The following is an 18,455-nucleotide window of genomic DNA, read 5'->3' on the forward strand; positions in this document are numbered from 1 at the left end:
GTCGGTCAGCCGGCGGCCCGTAGGCGGGCGCCCGGGCCCGGCTCGGAACGCAGGCGATCGCCCGGGCCGATCCAGTGGCCGTCGGCGCAACGCAGCTCGGCGTGCACCTCGGCGCCGCAGCCCTCGTGGCGGGTGACGTTCGGCGGGCCCGCCTCGCCCGCCAGGTGCTCGTCGCCCCAGTCCTTCAGGGCGTTCAGCACGATCCGCAGGTCCCGACCCGCCGGGGTGAGCCGGTACTCGTGGCGTTCGCGGCGCCCGGGCTCGCGGTAGGGCGTCTTCACCACGAGACCGCCCTCGACGAGGCCTGCCAGCCTGCGGGTGAGCACGTTGCGGGCGATGCCGAGGTGCGCGGCCAGGTCGTCGAACCGGCGGACCCCGTTGGACAGGTCCCGCAGCACCAGCACCGTCCAGGCGTCACCGATCAGCGCGGCGGTGCGGGCGACCGAGCAGGTCCCGCTGTCCCACTCGGCGAAGTCGACGGGGTCCGGCATGCGCGCCAGGGTAGTCGCGCGCCTGGGTTGTCGCCAGCAACCCGTCCTCAGGCGGTCGCCTCGGCCCGGACGCCCACCGCGACCGGCGCCGGGGTCAGCATCGCGATCACCATGCCGACCAGGGCCGCGCCCGCGGCGGCGAGGAACACCACGCTGAAGGCGCCGCCCGTGGGGTGGACCTCGCCGTCCACGGTCATCACCATCGCCGTGCTCACGGCCGCCACGACCGCGGTGCAGGTCGAGGTGCCGAGCTGGCGCATGAGCGTGTTGAGGCTGTTCGCCGCGGCCGTCTCGGTCTCGGGGACCGCCCGCATGATCAGCAGCGGCAGGGCGGAGTAGGCGAGCGCGGCGCCGACGGAGCCGACCGTCGCGATCCCGATGAGCGCCGGGATCGAGCTCGGCAGGAGCGCGAAGCCCGCGTTGCCGAGCACCATCAGCGCCAGCCCGACGACGAGCGTGGTGCGCGGCCCCCGCAGCCGGGAGATCAGCGCGGACGTCGACGAGAAGATCACCATCGCGCCGCCGAGCGGCAGCAGCACCAGGCCCGCCGCGATCAGCGACATGCCGAACCCGTAGCCCGTCTCGACCGGGGCCTGCAGGACCTGGGTGGCCAGCATGAACGTGGCGAACATCGAGAAGCCGATGCACAGCGTGGCGACGTTGGTCCAGAGCACCGCGGGCCGGGCGGACACCCGCAGGTCCACCAGCGGGCCGCGCCTGCGCAGCTCGTAGACGCCCCACAGCGGCAGCAGCACGGCGGCCGCGGCGAGCAGCCCCAGGACCCGCGCACCCGCCCAGCCCCATTCGCTGCCCTTCGACACGGCGAGCAGCAGGCAGACCAGCGCGACACCCAGCCAGACCGCGCCGAGGACGTCGAACCGGCCGCCGGTGCGCACCCGCGACTCCGGGATCAGCCGCTGGACGAGCACGATCTGCAGCACGCCGATCACCGCGGCCCCGGCGAACAGCCAGCGCCAGCTCGCGAACTGGGCGACGAGCCCGGTCAGCGGCAGGCCGATCGCCCCGCCGACGCCGAGCGAGGCGCTCATCAGCCCCACGCCGCTGCCCACCCGCCCCGGCGGCAGGATGTCCCGCATCAGGCTCATGCCGAGCGCGATCACCCCGAACGCCGTGCCCTGCAGCACGCGCGCGACCAGCAGCAGGGCGATGTTCGGGGCGACTGCGCCGATCACCGAGCCCACCACGATCAGCACGAGCGCGACGACGAGCATGCGGCGCTTGCCGTACATGTCGCCGAGCCTGCCGAGCACCGGCGCCGAGACCGCACCGGCGACCAGGGTGGCCGTGACCAGCCAGGCCGCGGTCGAGGGCGACACCGACATCAGGCGGGGGAACTGCGGCAGCAGCGGCACCACCATCGTCTGGATCAGCGAGATCAGGAGGCCGCACGACGCGAGGACCAGGATCGCCACGGTCGGGCTCTCCGGTCGCCCGGTCGCGACACTGCTGGGCGATTCGGCCACGCCGGCACTCACGGGAGTGATCTCCATCCGTTCGGGGCCCGACCGGGCCACCTTCAGGTGACCACGAGTCGTTGCCAACGGCAAGCGATAACCTTGCGTTTGCCAAGTATCTCTCATGTGCCGCGGCGGTACCGTTCCGCCATGGACGCCTTCGTGCTCCCGCTCGCGAGCCCCGAGGCCGTCCTGGCGACGGTGGGCGGCAAGGGGGCGTCGTTGGCTCGCGCGGCCCGCGCCGGGCTGCCCGTGCCCGCGGGCTTCCACGTGACGATCGCGGCCCACCAGGCCTTTCGCGCGCGGCCCGACGGCGTGGCGGCGGCGATCCGGGCCGCCTACGCCGAGCTCGGCGCGCCGGCGGTGGCGGTGCGGTCCTCGGCCACCGCCGAGGACCTGCCGGGGCTGTCGTTCGCGGGGCAGCAGGACACCTACCTGAACGTGCGGGGCGCGGACGCCGTGCTCGAGGCCGTGCAGCGCTGCTGGGCCTCCCTGGGGAACGCGCGGGCGGTGGCCTACCGGGCCCGCGCGGGGGTGGCGGACGCGGAGATCGCGGTCGTCGTGCAGGTGCTGGTGGCGGCCGAGGCCGCAGGCGTGCTGTTCACCGCGGACCCCGTGACGGGGGCGACGGACCGCATGCTGGTCGACGCCGCGTGGGGGCTGGGGGAGTCCGTGGTCGGCGGCGCGGTCACCCCCGACTCGGTGGTGGCCGACGCGGCGACCGGGGCGGTGCGCGAGCGGCGCACCGGGGACAAGGCGGTCAGGACCGTGGTGACGGAGGCCGGGACCGAGGAACGCCCGGTGCCCGACGAGCTGCGGCGGGCCGCCGTGCTCGACGACGTCCGGATCGCCGAGCTCGTGGCGCTGGGCCGGCGGGTCGCCGAGCTGTACGGCGACCCGACGGACCTGGAGTGGGCGCTCGCGGACGGCGCGTTCGCGCTGCTCCAGGCCCGCCCGATCACCTCGGTCCTCGATCCGTGGAACGACTCCCGCGGTCGCGACCACCTGTGGACCAACACCAACCTCGGTGAGGCGCTCCCCGGCACCCCGACGCCGTTGACCTGGTCCTTCATCCGGATCTTCAGCGCGCACGCGATGACGACGTCCGCGCTGCCCGGCTTCGAGGCGTACGGCCGGATCGGCGGTCGCCCGTACATGGACCTGTCACAGTCCGCGGCGATCGCGGGGGCGGTCGGGGTGCCGCGCGCGGTGTTCCGCAGGCTCGTCGGCTCCGCGTTCGGCCGGATCCCGCCCGGCGTCGACCTGCCGCGGCCGAGGCTGGAGCGGCGTGCGTTGGTGCGGGCGCTGATCCCCGCGGCACGGGGGATGCTGCGCACCGTGCGGCGGGAGAAGCCGCAGGTCACGGCGTTCCTCGAGGGGAATCCCGAGCACTGCGCCGCGCTCGTCGCACGGATCGCGGACCTCGACGCCCCCGGCCTCGCCGCGCTCTGGGACGCCGAGCTGCGGCCGTTGCTGGAACGGGCGAGCGACATGCTGCAGGTCGCGGGCCGCAGCGACCCGCAGGCACTGCTGGGCGCGCGGTGGATCGTCGAGAAGCTCGCCGGGCCCGCCGACGCCGCCGCCCTCACCACCGGCGCCGACCTGGCGAGCATGGGCCCGGTCGTCGGCGCGGTGCAGGTCGCGCGGGGTGAGCTCACCGCGGAGGAGTACCGCAGGCGGTGGGGCCACCGCGGCCCGGACGAGTTCGAGGTCGGGACCCCTCCCGGGTCGGGAGCCGCGTCGACCGTCGACGGCGCCGCCGCGGCGGGCGCCCTGCTCGACGCCCGCCGGGCGGCGCGGGACGCGGCGTGGGCGCGGCTGCCCGCCCGGCGCGCCCCGATCGTCCGCCGCGCGGTGCGGTCCTGGAACGCGGCGGCCGAGGGTCGGGAGCGCTCCCGCTCCGAGGTGGTCCGGGTGTTCGCGGTGCTGCGGGCGTGGACGGCCCGCGCGGACGCGATCCTGGAGCCGCCGGTCGCCTTCCTGGAGCTCGACGAGCTGCTCTCCGGCCTTCGCGGCGCCGCCGAGCTGGGTGAACGCGCCGCCGCTCGGAGGGTCGTGCACGCCCGCTACGCCGCCCTCCCGCCGTACCCGTCGTTCGTCCGCGGCTCCTTCGACCCCTTCGCCTGGGCCGCGGACCCCGACCGTCGCGCCGACGTCTGGGTCGAGGGGGCGCAGCCGCCGGTCCGGAGCGGCGCGATCACGGGCTTCGCGGGGGCCGCCGGCGTCGTCGAGGGCGTGGCGCGGGTGCTGACCTCGGTCGACGAGGGTGCCGCGCTGCACCCCGGTGAGATCCTCGTGACGACCGTGACCAACGTCGGCTGGACCCCGCTGTTCCCCCGGGTGGCGGCCGTGGTCACGGACGTCGGGGCGCCGCTGTCGCACGCCGCGATCGTCGCCCGCGAGCTCGGGATCCCGGCCGTCGTCGGCTGCGGGGACGCGACCACACGCCTCCACACCGGCGACCGGGTCCGGGTCGACGGGGGCGCGGGCACCGTGACCCTCCTGCCCACGTGATCACCCCCGAGGGGTGTCCTCCGCCCCACTGACCCGCTGGACCAGGGCGACGAGCTCGGGGACCGCGGGGTGGGTCGGCGGGTCGGGCCAGACGAGGTGGACCGGCAGCGGCGGCGCGTCGGCGATCGGGACGTAGGCCACGCCGGGGAAGCGGTGCAGCACCGCGGTCGCGGCCGCCGTGACCCCGACCGCCCGCCCGGACGCGATCGCCACCAGCCACTCCGCCGTCGAGCCCACCCACGAGACGGACGGGCGCGCGCCCGCGGGCCAGAGCCCGGGCGTCGTCGTGCCGGTCTCGTCGTTCAGCGCGACCGTGCGGGCGGCCAGGTCGGCGAGCAGCACCGACGGGCGGGCCGCCAGCTCGTCGCCCTCGGGGAGCGCGGCCACGCGCCGCTCGTCCGGCAGCCGGACCGACCGGGTGCCCGGCACCCGCACCCGCCCCCGGACGACGGCCGCGTGCGCCCGCCCGTCGGCCAGCCCGACGTCCGCGGTGTCGATCTGGACGAGCTCGAGCGGGAGCCCGGGGCGGGCGGCCCGCCAGCGGCGCAGCAGCTCAGGGGTCTGCTCGCCGAGCGCCGACCAGGCGTAGCCGAGGCGCAGGGGAGCGGTGGTCCACTCGGTGAGCCGGGCCGGGTCGAGCACGGCGTCCACCTCGGCGACCACCCGGCGGGCCCGCTCGCGGAACGCCGCGCCCGCCGCCGTCAGCGCGAGATGGTGGGTGGAGCGGTCCACCAGGCGCACGCCGAGGTGGCCTTCCAGGCGGGCCAGCGTGCGGGACAGCGCGGGCTGCCCGATCCCGAGCGCGCGCGCCGCGCCGGTGATCGTCCCGGCGTCGGCGATCGCGAGGAAGGCCCGGACGTGCCGCAGCTCCGCGCTCATGCCTGCAGAGCATAAACACCGGGAGAACGGCATTTCTCGGCGGCGTTCGCGGTCCCTAGCGTCGGTGGTGTGGGACGTGTGGGCTTGGTCGTGGGCGGGCAGTTCTCCGTGCAGTTCGGTGCCGCCGTGGCGGCGCTGCTGTTCGAGCGGGTCGGCGCGGGCGGCGCGGTCGCCCTGCGCCTCGGGCTCTCCGGGGCGGCGCTGCTGCTGGTCTGTCGGCCCACCCTGCGCGGGCGCACGCGGGCCGACGTGCTGACCGCGCTGGGCTACGGCCTGGCCCTGGGCGGCATGAACCTGTGCTTCTACGAGGCGATCTCGCGCATCCCACTCGGTGTCGCCGTGACCCTGGAGGTGCTCGGGCCGCTGACCCTGTCCGTGCTCACCGCGCGGGGGACGCTGCGGTGGGTGTGGGCGGGTCTGGCGCTCGCCGGCGTCGCGCTGCTGGGGGCGGCGGACGCGGGCGCGCTGTCCCCGGTCGGGGTGGCGTTCGCGCTGGCGGCGGGCGCGCTGTGGGCCTGCTACATCCTGCTCGCGCAGCGGGCCGGGCGGACCTTCGCGCGGCTCGACGGCCTGGCCCTCGGGCTCGGCGTGGCGGCCCTCCTCGTGGCCCCGGTCGGGATCGCCGAGGCGGGGGCGGACCTGCTGGACCCGACGGTCCTGGCCCTCGGCGCCGCCGTCGCCGTGCTGTCCTCGCTGCTCCCGTACTCGTTGGAGATCCTCGCGCTGCGCACGGTCCCGGCGAGCACCTTCGCCGTGATCATGAGCCTGTCCCCGGCCGTCGCCGCGCTGGCGGGCGCCCTCGTCCTCGACCAACCCCTCACGGTCCTCTCGGCGGTGGCCATCGCCCTGGTCGTGGCCGCGAACATCGGCGCGATCGCCCGTCCCGCACCCGCCCCCACCCCGGCCCGCCCCGGCCACGGCGCAAGATGACGCCATGGACCGTCCCCTGCGCACCCGGCTGGCCCCCGACGTCGTCTCCGAGGAGTTCCGGGAGTTCTGGACCGAGCGGCACCTCGTCACCCTCGTGACGCTGCGCACCGACGGCACGCCGCACGTCGTGCCGGTGGGCGCCACGATCGACGTCGAGGAGGGCACCGCCCGGGTGATCTGCCGGGGCGGTTCGCAGAAGGCGGTCAACGCGCGGGCCACGGGGCGGGTGGTCGTGTCCCAGGTCGACGGGCGGCGCTGGTCCTCGCTGGAGGGGACCGCCGTGGTGCTCGACGATCCGGAGGCGGTGCGGGACGCCGAAGTACGCTATGCGAAGCGCTACCGCACGCCGCGCGCGAACCCGGAGCGCGTCGTCGTCCTGATCACCGTCGACCGGGTGCTCGGTATGGTCTGATTCGATTCCGAACGCTCGGGAACGCTACGGAGGGAACCCCCTTGTCGGCCGACAACGTCGTGCACCTCTCCCGCTCGCAGGGCGTCACCCAGGCGGACCTCGCGATCGCGAAGCTCGGCACCAGCCGCATCGAGTCCCCGATGGCTCACCTGCTGGACGCGCGCGCGACCACCGAGCACTACGTCGACGAGGACGACCGGGTGCTGCTCGACGACACCGTCGCCGGCATCCGCGCCCGCGGCGTCTCCCTCGACGAGCTGCCCGGCCTCGAACCCTGCGGGCCGCGCCGCAAGATCTACTTCGACCCGTCCAAGACCCGCGCGGGCATCGTGACCTGCGGCGGGCTGTGCCCGGGGCTTAACGACGTGATCGCGGGCCTGGTCCGCTCGCTGACCTACCACTACGGCGTCAAGCGCGTCGTCGGGTTCCGCAACGGCTTCCAGGGCTTCATCTCCTCCTACGGCTACGACGAGGTCGAGCTCACCCCGCAGTACGTCCGGGACATCGCGACGGACGGCGGCACCGTCCTGGGCACCTCCCGCGGCGCCCAGGACCCCGAGGAGATCGTCGACTGCCTCGAGCGGATGCACCTGAACATCCTGTTCGTGATCGGCGGCGACGGGACCATGCGCGGCGCCATGGCCATCGAGCGGGTCGTGCGGGAGCGCAACCTGAAGATCGCCGTCGTCGGCATCCCGAAGACGATCGACAACGACATCCCCTACATCGACCAGAGCTTCGGCTTCCAAACGGCCTTCTCCCGGGCGGCGGAGTCCATCCGCGCGGTGACCGTCGAGGCCAAGTCCACGGCCAACGGCGTCGGGCTGGTCAAGCTGATGGGCAGGCACTCGGGCTTCATCGCCTGCTACGCCTCGCTCGCCCGCTCGGACGCCGACGTCGTGCTGATCCCCGAGGTCCCGTTCTCGCTGGACTCCCTGCTCGACCACCTGCGGGACCGGGTGAAGCAGCGCGGGCACGCCGTCGTCGTCGTGGCGGAGGGGGCCGGGCAGGAGCTGATGGAGGAGGTCTCGTCCACGGACGCGTCGGGCAACCGACGGCTGGGGGACATCGGCCGCTTCCTGCGCGCGCGGATCGAGGACGACTTCGCGGCGCGCGAGATCGAGACCTCGGTGCGCTACATCGACCCCTCGTACGCGATCCGCTCCGTGCCGGCGAACCCGTACGACAGCGTGTACACGGTGCGGCTGTCGCAGGCCGCCGTGCACGCGGCGATGTCGGGGCGCACGGCCATGGTCGTCGGGCGGGTGCGGCGCCGGTTCGTGCACATCCCGATGGAGCTGGCGGTCAGCAAGCGCAACCAGGTCGACCCCAACGGCGACCTGTGGCAGGCGGTGCTGGAGTCGACGGGGCAGCCCGTGCGGTTCGCGTAGCCTCTCGGCGTGCCCGCGCTGCGCTTCCTCGGCCACTCCACCGTCCGGCTGGAGCTGGGTGGGAAGGTCGTGCTCACCGACCCGGTGCTGACCTCGCGGGTCTCGCTGCTGCGCCGGGTGGTCGCGCCGCTGCGGGCGCAGGACTGGGCGGACGCGGACGTCGTGCTGATCTCGCACCTGCACGGCGACCACCTGCACGTCCCCTCGCTGCGGCTGCTGCGCCCGGACACCCGGGTGATCGTCCCGCGGGGCTCGGCCGAGTGGGTGCGCAGGCGCGGGATCCGCCGGGTCGAGGAGATCGACGTCGGGCAGACGATCGTGGACGACGGCCTGCGGATCACCGCGACCTACGCCGACCACTCCGGGCACCGCTGGGGCCCGCGCTCCACCCGCGGACCCGACTCCCCGGCGCTCGGCCACATCCTCGAGGCGGACGGGCTGCGGGTCTACGCCGCGGGCGACACCGACCTGTTCGACGGCATGGGCTCCTTCGGCGAGCTCGACGTCGCGCTGCTCCCGGTGTGGGGCTGGGGCCCGAACCTCGGCCCCGGGCACCTCGACCCGGAGCGCGCCGCCGCCGCGGTGGACGTGCTGCGCCCGCGGCTGGCGGTCCCGGTGCACTGGGGCACCCTCGCCGTCGCGGGCCTCACCCGCGCCCCGGCCGGACACGGGGAACGCATGCGGGCGCTGCTGCAGGACCCGCCGCACCGGTTCGCCGCCGCGGCCGCGGAACTCGGCAACGCCCACCGCGTCCGCATCGCCCGGCCCGGCGAGGACGTGTCGCTGCAGGGGGCCGGGTGAGCACGCTCGCCGTGGACTGGACCGACCCGCAGACCATCGGGTACCCGGCGCTCGCGTTCGCCGTGCTGCTCGGCTCGATCGTCCCGGTGGTCCCGACGGGCGCCCTGGTCGGCGCGGCCGCGGCCGTCGCGATGACCACCCACCACCTGTCCCTGCCGCTGGTGCTGGTCGTGTCCGTGCTCGGGGCGTGGGTCGGGGACGTCGTGACCTACGCGGTCGCCAAGATCGGCGGCGAGCGGGCGGTCCGGCTCGTCTCCCGGGGCCGCACGCCCGAGCAGCTGGAGTCCGCGCGGGTGCGGTTCACGCGGTGGGGGTGGCAGCTGATCGTCGTCGGGCGGCTGGTGCCCGCGGGCCGGATCCCGACCCTCGTGGCCGCGGGCACGCTCGGCTACCCCTGGCGGCGGCTGCTGCCGACCGCCCTGGCCGCCTGCGTGGCGTGGGCGATCGCGTACGCCCTGCTCGGCGTGCTCTCGGGCGGGATCTTCGACAACCCGCTGGTGGCGTCGCTGGTCGCCGCCGCGCTCGTCGTGGTGGTCAGCGCGCTCTCCGCGGGTGTCGCGGCGGTGGTCCGCCGCAGGCGCAGCCCCACCCCCTGACCGGCGAACGGCGCGTTCGCTCACTCCTGGTGAGCGAACGCGCCGTTCGCTGCTACTCGGTGGGGGGCTCGACGTTGCGGCGGAGGATCTTGCCGGTCGGGCCCTTGGGCAGGGCCTCGACGAGCCAGACGCTGCGGGGGTACTTGTACGCGGCGAGGCGCTCCTTGACGAACTGCTGCAGCTCCTCGGCGGTGGCCTCGGCGCCGGGCTTGAGGGCGACGGCGGCGCCGATCTCCTCCCCGAGGTCGGCGTGCTTGATGCCGATCACGGCGGCCTCGGCGACGGCGGGGTGCTCGTAGAGGGTCTCCTCGACCTCGCGCGGGTAGACGTTGTAGCCGCCGCGGATGATCAGGTCCTTCTTGCGGTCGACGATGGTGTAGTAGCCGTCGGCGTCCCGGGTGGCGATGTCGCCGGAGCGGAACCAGCCGTCGGGGATGGCCTCGGCGGTGGCCTCGGGGCGGTTCCAGTAGCCCTTCATGACGTTCTCGCCGCGGATGGCGATCTCGCCGGGCTCGCCGTCGGGGACGTCCCGGCCCTCGTCGTCGACCACGCGCATCTCGCAGCCGCGGACCGGGAAGCCGATGGTGCCGGGCTTGCGCTCGTGGCCGGGCTGGTTGAACGAGGCGACCGGAGCGGTCTCGGACAGGCCGTAGCCCTCGAAGACCTGGCAGCCGAAGGTGGACTCGAACTGCTTGAGGATCTCCACGGGCATCGCGGAGCCGCCGGTGATGCAGGTGCGCAGCGAGGACATGTCCGCGCTGCCCGCGTCGGGGCTGTGCAGCATGGCCGCGTACATGGTGGGCACGCCCTCGAACACGGTGACACCGTCCCGGGCGACCACCTGCAGCGCCTTGGCCGGGTCGAAGCGCGGGATCAGGGTCAGGGTGGCGCCCGCCCGGACGGCGGCGTTGAGGCCGCAGGTCAGGCCGAACACGTGGAACAGGGGCAGGCAGCCCATGATCACGTCTTCCGGGCCGATCTCGATCAGGGTCTCGCTGGTGGTGGCCGCGTTGGAGGCGAGGTTGTGGTGGGTCAGCTCGGCGCCCTTGGGCTGGCCCGTGGTGCCGGAGGTGTAGAGGATGACGGCGGTGTCGTCGTCCGCGCGCTCGACCGGCTCCTCGACGGGCGTGCCCCGCAGCCCGGTCGGGCCGGTGGCCGGGACGACGATCCCGGTGATCCCGACGGCCTCGGCCGCGGTCGGCACGACGTCCCCGGACCCGTCCCAGCCGTAGACGACCTTCATGCCGGAGTCGCCCAGGTAGTACTCCACCTCGCGGGCCTTGAGCAGCGGGTTCATCGGGACCACGACGGCGCCCGCGAGCAGCGCGCCGTAGAACAGGATCGGGTAGGCGGGCACGTTCGGGAGCACGAGGCCGACCCGGTCGCCCGGTTCCACGCCCTGCTCGCGCAGGTCCCCGGCCACGGCCGCGGCCGCGGCGTGCAGGGCGGCGTAGTCCAGCACGTACTCGTCCAGCTTGATCGCCGGGTGCTGCGGCTGCGTGCGGGCGGTCGCGACCAGGTTCGCGGCCAGGTTCGTCATCGTCGACTCCACGGGTGTCGGTTGTGACCGCGATCCTATGACTGACGGGTAACTTCGCGCATCGCTACTCTCCCGCCATGGCGCCGCCCCCCTTGGAGATCGTCGTGGGGGGTCGCACGCTCCCGGTCCCCACCGGGCGGCCGTTCGTGATCGGCCGCGGGCCCGAGGCGGATCTCGACGTCGGACACCCGCGCGCCTCCCGGCGGCACGTCGTCGTCGAGCTGACGCCCCAGGGCTGGCTGCTCACCGACGCGTCCCGCAACGGGACCTGGGTCGACGGCAGGCGGGTCACGTCGCTGTCGCTGGCCGGGCCGGTGTCGGTCCGGCTGGGGGACACCGACGACTCGGCGATCGTCGAGGTGCGGCCGGCCCCGCACGCGCCCGCGGCCCCCGTGGCGGAGGTCCTCACCCGCCAGGGCGGCCAGACGTCCGTCCGGCACGTCGGCACCGGCAGGCTGACGATCGGCAGGCTCCCGGACAACGACGTCGTGCTGGACGACCTGCTCGTCTCCCGCCGCCACGCCGAGCTGCACCGCACCGGCGCGAGCTGGCGGATCGTGGACCTGAACAGCGGGAACGGCACGTTCGTGAACGGGGTCCGGGTCACCACCGCCGACATCGGCGCGCGGGACGTCATCGGCATCGGCCACGCCCTGCTGCAGCTGCACGGCGACCGGCTCGTCTCCGCCGAGGACACCGGAGACGTCGGGTTCACGGTGCAGGGCGCGAGCGTCACCACCGACTCGGGCAAGACCCTGCTGCGAGACGTCTCGTTCGCGCTGTCCGGCCGCAGCCTGCTCGCGGTCGTCGGGCCGTCCGGGGCGGGCAAGTCCACGCTGCTGAACGCGCTGACCGGGGCCCGCCCGGCGGACGTCGGCGAGGTCCGGTACGCGGGCCGCGACCTCTACGCCGAGTACGACGAGCTGCGCCACCGCATCGGCCTCGTCCCCCAGGACGACGTGCTGCACCCGCAGCTCACGGTGCGCCGCGCGCTGCGCTACGCCGCCCGGCTGCGGTTCCCGTCGGACGTCCCGGAGGCCGACCGGGAACGGCGGATCGACGAGGTGCTCGCCGAGCTGACCCTCACCGGGCAGGCCGAGCAGCGCATCGACACCCTGTCCGGCGGCCAGCGCAAGCGCACCTCGGTCGCGCTGGAGCTGCTCACCAAGCCGTCGCTGCTCTTCCTCGACGAGCCCACCTCCGGTCTGGACCCCGGCCTGGACAAGTCGGTGATGCAGACCCTGCGGGGGCTGGCGGACGGGGCGCGGACGGTCGTCGTCGTGACGCACTCCGTGCTCAACCTGGACCTCTGCGACCGGCTGCTGGTCCTCGCCCCCGGCGGGCACGTGGCCTACTTCGGGCCGCCGCGGGAGGCGTTGGAGTACTTCCGCACCCCGGACTACGCCGAGATGTTCCTGCTGTTGGAGCAGGTGGCGGGGGAGCAGCTCGCCCAGCGGTACCGCGCCTCCCGACAGCACTCCGAGTACGTCGCCCAGCCGACGATGGGGATGCCGCGGATCGTCGAGCGCGCCGCACCGACCGCGGCCCGGCGACAGCAGGGCTTCGGCACCCAGCTGTCGGTCCTGTGCCGCCGCTACCTCGCGGTGATCGCGGCCGACCGGCAGTACGCGGCCTTCCTCGTCGGGCTGCCGCTGGTGTTGGCCGCACTGGCCCGGCTCGTCCCGGGGGACTCGGGCCTGAGCACGCGCGAGGCGGTCCAGCTCAAGGAGTTCCAACCGAGCCAGCTGATGCTCGTGCTGATCCTCGGCGGGGCGTTGATGGGCATCGCCGCGTCCATCCGCGAGCTGGTCAAGGAACGGCCCGTCTACGTCCGCGAACGCGCCATCGGCCTGTCCATCCCGGCGTACCTGCTGTCCAAGCTCGCGGTGCTGGGCCTGATCACGGGGCTGCAGGCGGCGGTCTTCACCCTGCTCGCGCTCGTCGGGCGCCGGATGCCGGACGACGCGGTCCTGCTCGGCTCCGGGCTGCTGGAGGTGCTGCTCGCCGTCGTCGGCGTCACCGTCGCGACGATGCTGATCGGGCTCGTCGTCTCCGCCGCCATCGGCAACGCCGACCGCGGCATGCCGCTGCTCGTGCTGGTGCTCATGGTCGAGCTCGTCGTGTCCGGCGGGCTGTTCCCGGTGTTCGACCGGCCGGGGCTCGAGCAGTTCGCCTGGCTCGTGCCCTCGCGGTGGGCCTACGCGATGGGCGCGGTCACCGCCGATCTCAACCTCACCGCCCGCGAGGGCCCCGACCCGCTCTGGACCCACGACGCGGCGCACTGGCTGCTCGGCGCCGGTGTGCTGGCGGGCATGGGGCTGGTGCTCGTGGTCGTGACGGGGCTGGTCGTTCGCCGGCTGGATCCGGTCCGCCGCAGGCGCCCGTGAGTGGAAAGTGGTGCCAGAGCGGTACTTACCACTCACGACGAAGGTGGTAGTAGCACTGAGGCCCACGGCCCGGGCGATCCCTAGCGTTCTCCTCACCGACGCGAGAGGACGAGGGACATGCTGTGGATCGGGATCATCCTGCTGGTGGCGGCCGCCGGCTGCCTCTGGGGCGCTGCCCGGTCGCAGCGCAAGGTGCACGCCATGATGGCGGCGGAGACGCTGTCCGTGCGGGAGCTGCTGGAGCTGCAGCGGATCTCCACCGAGCTCACGGGCCCGGGGAACTTCCGCAAGGTGTGCGAGGTGGTCGGTGAGACCGTGCCCGCGCCCATCGGGATGCTGCGCTCCGAGCTCACCGGCACCGACTGCGTCTGGTACTCCACGCGGGTGCAGCGCCGCTACAAGCACTACGACCGGGACACCGACGGCGACACGCGCGTGAGCACCCGCACCGAGACCGTCTCCGACATGACCTCCCCGCACGGCTGGGCGCTGCTGCGGGACGGGCACACCATCGGCGTCGACCACGGCGGCCGCCGCCCCGACGGTGCCGAGCAGGTCCTGGACCGCTTCGAGCAGGCCCATGACCGGCAGCCCGCCGGCGTCGCCGGGGTACTGGGGGCGCTGATGGGCGGCGACCGCGACGAGACGATCGGCTACCAGCACACCGAGCACGTGCTGCGGCCCGGCACCCGGATGTACGTCCTCGGCGAGGTGGACGACCGCGACGGCCCGCTGGTCATCCGCCCGCCCCGCGAGTCCGCGGTGCCCTTCGTCCTGTCCACGCGGACCGAGGAGGAGCTCACCGACTCCGCCCGCGGTGGCCAGAAGATCTGGGCGTGGATCGCGGCGGGCGCGGCGCTGGTCGGGGTGGCCCTGATCGTGCTCGGCATCGTCCTCTGACCTCGCCTTCCGGACAGCGGCTGCGCCGCTCGTGAGTGGTAAGTGGTGCTCTGGCACCACTTACCGCGCACGGGCGGCGCAGCCGCGACCTAAGGTCGGGGGGTGATCGACGAGGAATCCGCCGGGCCGCTGGCCGGGCTCGTGGTGGCCGACTTCTCCCGGGTGCTCGCAGGCCCCTACGCCACCATGGTGTTGGGGGACATGGGCGCCACCGTGATCAAGGTGGAGGGCCCGGGGCACGGGGACGACACCCGGACCTGGCGACCCCCCGTCGTCGAGCGGCCGGACGGGCCGGAGGCGACCTACTACCTCTCGATCAACCGCAACAAGCACTCGATCGTCCTGGACCTGAAGGACCCGGACGACCGGGCCACCGCCCAGGCTCTCGCCGCCCGCGCCGACGTGCTGATCGAGAACTTCATGGCGGGCACCACGGCCCGGTTCGGGCTCGACGAGCCGACCGTCCGGGCCGCGAATCCCGGCGTCGTCTACTGCTCGATCACCGGGTTCGGCGACCGGGGCGGGGCGCAGCTGGGCGGCTACGACCTGGTGGTCCAGGCGACGTCCGGGCTGATGAGCCTCACCGGGGGTGTGGACGGCGAGCCCACCCGGGCCGCGATCGCGCTGTTCGACGTGATGTGCGGGCTGCACGCCAGCACCGCCATCCTGGGGGCGCTGCGCCACCGGGACGCCACCGGCGAGGGCCAGCACCTGAAGACGAACCTGCTGTCCACGGCGCTGTCCTGCATGGTCGACAAGACCTCCGCCTGGGTGGCGGGCGGCGTGGTCCCGACCCAAATGGGCAACGCGCACCAGTCCCTGTTCCCGTACGAGCCGCTGCCGACGGCGGACGGCGACCTGATCGTCATCGCCGCCAACGACCACCAGTTCCGCAGGCTGTGCGGCGCCCTCGGGGTGCCGGAGCTGCTCACGGACCCGCGGTTCGGCTCCATGGTGGACCGCAACCGCAACCGGGACGAGCTGCGGCCGCTGCTGCTGGAGCGGCTGGCCACCCGCGGCGCCCAGGAGTGGTTCGACGTGCTGAGTGCCGCCGGGGTGCCCTGCGGCCCGATCAACACGGTGGACCAGGGCGTCGCGCTGGCGGAGAGCCTGGGCCTGGACCCGGTCGTCCACCCGGGTGGGGGCGTCGGGACGGTCCGCAACCCCGTGGAGTGGTCGCTGACCCCGCCGCAGTACCGCCGCACCCCGCCCGCACTGGGCGCCGACTCCGACGCCGTGCGGGAGTGGCTGCGACAGCCGTGAGGGAAGCCGTGAGCGGCGATGGTCGCCCTGGCGACCATCGCCGCTCACGAGGTCAGTTGCCCCCGCGGGAGAACGGGTTGAGGCCGCCGAAGGGGTTCTGCTGCTGGGGCACGCTCTGGGTGGTGCCGCCGCTGCTGGTGGTGGCACCGGTGTCCTCGGTGCTCCCCAACGTGACGTCCACGGTGCGGCCCGAGCTCAGGGTGAGCGTGACCCGGTCACCGGGGCTGTAGGAGCCGATCCGGGCGATGAGGTCGGAGAAGTCGCTGACGGTCGCGTCCCCGACCTTCGTCACGACGTCCCCCTGCGCCAGGCCTGCCGCGGCGGCCGGGCCGCCGGGCGTGACCTGCTCGACCGTGGCGCCCGCGGTGGCCGAGTTCGAGCCCCCGGTCGACCCCTGCACACCGAGGACGGGCTTGGTGGCGTGCCCCGTGTCCATGATCTCCTGGGCGACCCGGCGCGCCTGGTCGACCGGGATCGCGAAGCCGAGGCCGACGGAGCCGGTGCTCTGCCCCGCGGTCGCGATGGCCGAGTTGATGCCGACGACCTGGCCGTCGAGGTTGACCAGCGGGCCGCCGGAGTTGCCCTGGTTGATGGGCGCGTCGGTCTGCAGCCCGTTGTAGACGACGCCGGAGCCGTCCTCGCCCTGGACCGCGACGGTCCGGTTCAGCGCGGACACGATGCCGGTGGTGACGGTTCCGGTCAGCCCCTGCGGCGAGCCGATCGCCACGACCTGCTGCCCGACGGCGACGTCCGCGGACCGGCCGAGCGTCGCGGCGGTGAGCCCGGAGACGCCGTCCAGCTTGAGCACCGCGAGGTCGTAGCTCGGCGAGGTGCCGACGAGCGTCGCGGTGTGGGTGCTGCCGTCGGACAGGGTGACCTGGATGCGGCCCGTCGAGCCCGCGACGACGTGGTTGTTGGTCAGGACGTCCCCGTCGGCGGTGAGGATCACCCCGGAGCCCTCGGCGGTGCCCTGGGAGGTCGTCACCCGGATGTCGACCGTGCTGGGGGTGGCCTTCGCCGCCGCGGCCTGCACGCTCCCGTCGATCGGGGCGGTGGACGCGTTCGTGGCGGGCTGCCCGGTCAGCGTGCTGCTCGACGCCGCGGAGGGCCGGTCGAGCAGGGCGTACGCGCCGCCGAAGCCGGCGCCGCCGCCCACCAGGCCCGCGATGAGCGCCGCGACCACGATCCCGGTCATCGGCCGCGACGGCTTGCCGGGCTTGTCCCCGTCGAGCACCGCGGTGGTGCCGGACGGCGGGTCGGTGGGCCCGTCTCCGGGGGTGCCGGGCATCCCCGGCGCGCCGTAGGTCGGCTGGGAGCCCGCGTACGGGCCGTACGCGGGGCTGCCGTAGGGCCTGCCCTGGTCTCCGCTCACGCTCTGGGCGTACCCCGGGGTGCCGTACACGGAACTCTGTCCGTAGGCGTACGGCGAGCCGGAACGGGCCTCGTAGGAGGCGCCGTCGCCGCCGCCCGGGACGGTCTGGGTCTGCTGGGTGGAGGAGTCCCCGGCGCTGGTGGCGTGCGGTGCAACGTCCCCATCGGGCCGGGTCTGACCCCGCTGCTCGTCGGTCATGACACCGACTGTGAGCCCTGAAGCTGAGACTTCCCTGTGGTTGTTCTGGGAAACGGGCGTCATGACGGCCGGGCGCGGCGATCGTCGCTCCGGCGACGATCGCCGCGCCCGGTCAGAGGAGCTCGACGATGGTCGCGTTCGCGGTGCCGCCGCCCTCGCACATGGTCTGCAGGCCGTAGCGGATCGACTTGTCCCGCATGTGGTGCAGCAGCCGCGTCATGAGGATCGTGCCCGAGGCCCCCAGCGGGTGCCCGACGGCGATGGCGCCGCCGAGCGGGTTGAGCACCTTGTCCTCGGCGCCCAGCTCCGCCTGCCAGGCGAGCGGGACGGGGGCGAAGGCCTCGTTGACCTCGAACGCCCCGATGTCGGAGATCGACAGGCCGGAGCGCTTGAGCACCTTCTGGGTGGCGGGGATGGGTCCGGTGAGCATCATCAGCGGGTCCGCGCCGGACACCGCGCCCGAGTGGTAGCGCGCGATCGGGGTCAGGCCCAGCTCCCTGGCCCGCTCCGGGGTGGTGATCAGGACGGCGGACGCGCCGTCGGAGATCTGCGAGGCGTTGCCCGCGTGGATCACGCCGTCCGCGGTGAAGGAGGGCTTGAGGGCGGCGAGCTTCTCCGGGGTGGTCCCGCGGCGCAGCCCCTCGTCCGCGGTGAAGTCCTCCTTGCCCGGGATGCGGGCGAGCTGGCCGGCGAAGGCGCCGGAGTCGATCGCCGCGGCGGCCAGCTCGTGCGACCGGGACGCGTACTCGTCGAGCCGCCGCCTGCTGAAACCCCACTTCTTCGCGATGCGCTCGGCGCCGACGCCCTGGTTGAAGTCCCCGCCGGGGAACTCGCCGCTGGTCAGGTCGGCCGCGTACCGCTCCCGGACCAGCGGGCCGAACGGGCGGCCGAGGTCGCGGCCCGCGCCGAGCGGCACCCGGCTCATCGACTCGACGCCACCGGCGACGACGACGTCGTACTGGCCGGCCATGACCATGCCCGCGGCGAAGTCGAAGGCGGACTGGCTCGACCCGCACGCCCGGTTGACGGTGATGCCGGCGACCGTCTCGGGCCAGCCCGCGGCGAGCACCGCGTACCGGCCGATCTGCGCCGCCTGGTCGCCCACCTGGTTGACACAGCCCCACACGACGTCGTCGACGGTCTCCGGGTCGATGCCCGTGCGTCGCTGGAGGTCCTGCAGCACGTACCCCGCCAGGTCGGCGGGATGGACGTCGGCGAGCGTGCCGTTGCGCTTCCCGATGGGGGTGCGCACCGCGTCGACGATGACGGCGTCTGGCATGGGTCCTCCAGGTGTCGGCTCTCCTGA

General features: G+C 74.2%; 15 protein-coding genes. 9 read left to right on the plus strand and 6 right to left on the minus strand.

All coding sequences use genetic code 11. From position 1 onward, the window contains the following. Window positions 1-5: 5 nt before the first annotated feature. Together L3X23_RS32010 and L3X23_RS32015 are read right to left on the minus strand one after the other, a co-directional pair. The gene (locus tag L3X23_RS32010) at window positions 6-491 is read right to left on the minus strand and encodes a helix-turn-helix domain-containing protein (RefSeq protein WP_237197051.1); all 486 of its coding nucleotides are present in this window, start codon (window positions 489-491) and stop codon (window positions 6-8) included. A gap of 47 nt (window positions 492-538) precedes the next feature. Next, window positions 539-1,987 carry an MFS transporter gene (locus tag L3X23_RS32015; protein ID WP_308116966.1) on the minus strand — a complete coding sequence of 483 codons (1,449 nt, stop codon included), beginning with the start codon at window positions 1,985-1,987 and terminating at the stop codon, window positions 539-541. 129 nt (window positions 1,988-2,116) lie between these two features. Here L3X23_RS32015 and L3X23_RS32020 point away from each other — a divergent pair, with 129 nt between their 5' ends. Then, window positions 2,117-4,480 (plus strand): PEP/pyruvate-binding domain-containing protein, encoded by a 2,364-nt coding sequence (locus tag L3X23_RS32020; RefSeq protein ID WP_237197054.1) that lies wholly within the window; start codon window positions 2,117-2,119, stop codon window positions 4,478-4,480. Here L3X23_RS32020 and L3X23_RS32025 read toward each other — a convergent pair whose 3' ends face one another. Beyond that, window positions 4,481-5,359: a LysR family transcriptional regulator gene (locus L3X23_RS32025; RefSeq protein WP_237197056.1), complete on the minus strand. Its 879-nt coding sequence runs from the start codon at window positions 5,357-5,359 to the stop codon at window positions 4,481-4,483. Window positions 5,360-5,428: 69 nt separating this feature from the next. Between L3X23_RS32025 and L3X23_RS32030 the strand changes: the two genes are divergently transcribed. The 5 genes from L3X23_RS32030 to L3X23_RS32050 are packed head-to-tail and all read left to right on the plus strand — an operon-like array spanning window position 5,429 to window position 9,489. Further along, on the plus strand, window positions 5,429-6,289 hold the full coding sequence (locus L3X23_RS32030) for a DMT family transporter (protein WP_237197059.1): 861 nt from the start codon (window positions 5,429-5,431) through the stop codon (window positions 6,287-6,289). A 4-nt stretch (window positions 6,290-6,293) separates the two neighbouring features. Beyond that, on the plus strand, window positions 6,294-6,701 hold the full coding sequence (locus tag L3X23_RS32035; RefSeq protein WP_093087227.1) for a TIGR03618 family F420-dependent PPOX class oxidoreductase: 408 nt from the start codon (window positions 6,294-6,296) through the stop codon (window positions 6,699-6,701). A gap of 41 nt (window positions 6,702-6,742) precedes the next feature. Beyond that, window positions 6,743-8,092 (plus strand): ATP-dependent 6-phosphofructokinase, encoded by a 1,350-nt coding sequence (locus tag L3X23_RS32040; protein WP_237197061.1) that lies wholly within the window; start codon window positions 6,743-6,745, stop codon window positions 8,090-8,092. An 18-nt stretch (window positions 8,093-8,110) separates the two neighbouring features. Continuing rightward, window positions 8,111-8,893, plus strand: coding sequence for an MBL fold metallo-hydrolase (locus tag L3X23_RS32045; RefSeq protein WP_237198177.1), 783 nt, complete (start codon window positions 8,111-8,113; stop codon window positions 8,891-8,893). Further along, window positions 8,890-9,489: a VTT domain-containing protein gene (locus L3X23_RS32050; RefSeq protein ID WP_308116967.1), complete on the plus strand. Its 600-nt coding sequence runs from the start codon at window positions 8,890-8,892 to the stop codon at window positions 9,487-9,489. The genes L3X23_RS32045 and L3X23_RS32050 overlap by 4 nt, the downstream gene beginning before the upstream one ends. Window positions 9,490-9,541: 52 nt before the next feature. Here L3X23_RS32050 and L3X23_RS32055 read toward each other — a convergent pair whose 3' ends face one another. After that, the gene (locus L3X23_RS32055; protein ID WP_237197063.1) at window positions 9,542-11,029 is read right to left on the minus strand and encodes a long-chain fatty acid--CoA ligase; all 1,488 of its coding nucleotides are present in this window, start codon (window positions 11,027-11,029) and stop codon (window positions 9,542-9,544) included. 77 nt (window positions 11,030-11,106) lie between these two features. Here L3X23_RS32055 and L3X23_RS32060 point away from each other — a divergent pair, with 77 nt between their 5' ends. From L3X23_RS32060 to L3X23_RS32070, 3 genes are all read left to right on the plus strand, one after another. Then, window positions 11,107-13,416, plus strand: coding sequence for an FHA domain-containing protein (locus L3X23_RS32060; RefSeq protein WP_237197065.1), 2,310 nt, complete (start codon window positions 11,107-11,109; stop codon window positions 13,414-13,416). Between the two features lie 117 nt (window positions 13,417-13,533). Further along, window positions 13,534-14,316, plus strand: a complete 783-nt coding sequence (locus L3X23_RS32065; RefSeq protein ID WP_237197068.1) for an E3 ubiquitin ligase family protein — start codon at window positions 13,534-13,536, stop codon at window positions 14,314-14,316. 105 nt (window positions 14,317-14,421) lie between these two features. Next, the gene (locus L3X23_RS32070) at window positions 14,422-15,579 is read left to right on the plus strand and encodes a CaiB/BaiF CoA transferase family protein (RefSeq protein WP_374205016.1); all 1,158 of its coding nucleotides are present in this window, start codon (window positions 14,422-14,424) and stop codon (window positions 15,577-15,579) included. Window positions 15,580-15,631: 52 nt separating this feature from the next. Here the strand turns inward: L3X23_RS32070 and L3X23_RS32075 are convergent, their stop codons facing one another. Further along, window positions 15,632-17,149, minus strand: a complete 1,518-nt coding sequence (locus L3X23_RS32075) for a trypsin-like peptidase domain-containing protein (protein ID WP_237197073.1) — start codon at window positions 17,147-17,149, stop codon at window positions 15,632-15,634. A 112-nt stretch (window positions 17,150-17,261) separates the two neighbouring features. Next, the gene (locus L3X23_RS32080; protein ID WP_237197075.1) at window positions 17,262-18,428 is read right to left on the minus strand and encodes a thiolase family protein; all 1,167 of its coding nucleotides are present in this window, start codon (window positions 18,426-18,428) and stop codon (window positions 17,262-17,264) included. Window positions 18,429-18,455 lie beyond the last annotated feature (27 nt).

The organism is Pseudonocardia sp. WMMC193 (genome assembly GCF_021728735.1).
Classification (GTDB): Bacteria; Actinomycetota; Actinomycetes; order Mycobacteriales; family Pseudonocardiaceae; genus Pseudonocardia; species Pseudonocardia oroxyli.

Excerpts from the sequence above, each read along its gene's own strand:
- L3X23_RS32010 (WP_237197051.1), bottom strand. The coding sequence starts at position 491 with ATGCCGGACCCCGTCGACTTCGCCGAGTGGGACAGCGGGACCTGCTCG.
- L3X23_RS32055 (WP_237197063.1), bottom strand. The coding sequence starts at position 11,029 with ATGACGAACCTGGCCGCGAACCTGGTCGCGACCGCCCGCACGCAGCCG.
- L3X23_RS32075 (WP_237197073.1), bottom strand. The coding sequence starts at position 17,149 with ATGACCGACGAGCAGCGGGGTCAGACCCGGCCCGATGGGGACGTTGCA.
- L3X23_RS32065 (WP_237197068.1), top strand. The coding sequence starts at position 13,534 with ATGCTGTGGATCGGGATCATCCTGCTGGTGGCGGCCGCCGGCTGCCTC.
- L3X23_RS32025 (WP_237197056.1), bottom strand. The coding sequence starts at position 5,359 with ATGAGCGCGGAGCTGCGGCACGTCCGGGCCTTCCTCGCGATCGCCGAC.
- L3X23_RS32060 (WP_237197065.1), top strand. The coding sequence starts at position 11,107 with ATGGCGCCGCCCCCCTTGGAGATCGTCGTGGGGGGTCGCACGCTCCCG.
- L3X23_RS32020 (WP_237197054.1), top strand. The coding sequence starts at position 2,117 with ATGGACGCCTTCGTGCTCCCGCTCGCGAGCCCCGAGGCCGTCCTGGCG.
- L3X23_RS32080 (WP_237197075.1), bottom strand. The coding sequence starts at position 18,428 with ATGCCAGACGCCGTCATCGTCGACGCGGTGCGCACCCCCATCGGGAAG.
- L3X23_RS32035 (WP_093087227.1), top strand. The coding sequence starts at position 6,294 with ATGGACCGTCCCCTGCGCACCCGGCTGGCCCCCGACGTCGTCTCCGAG.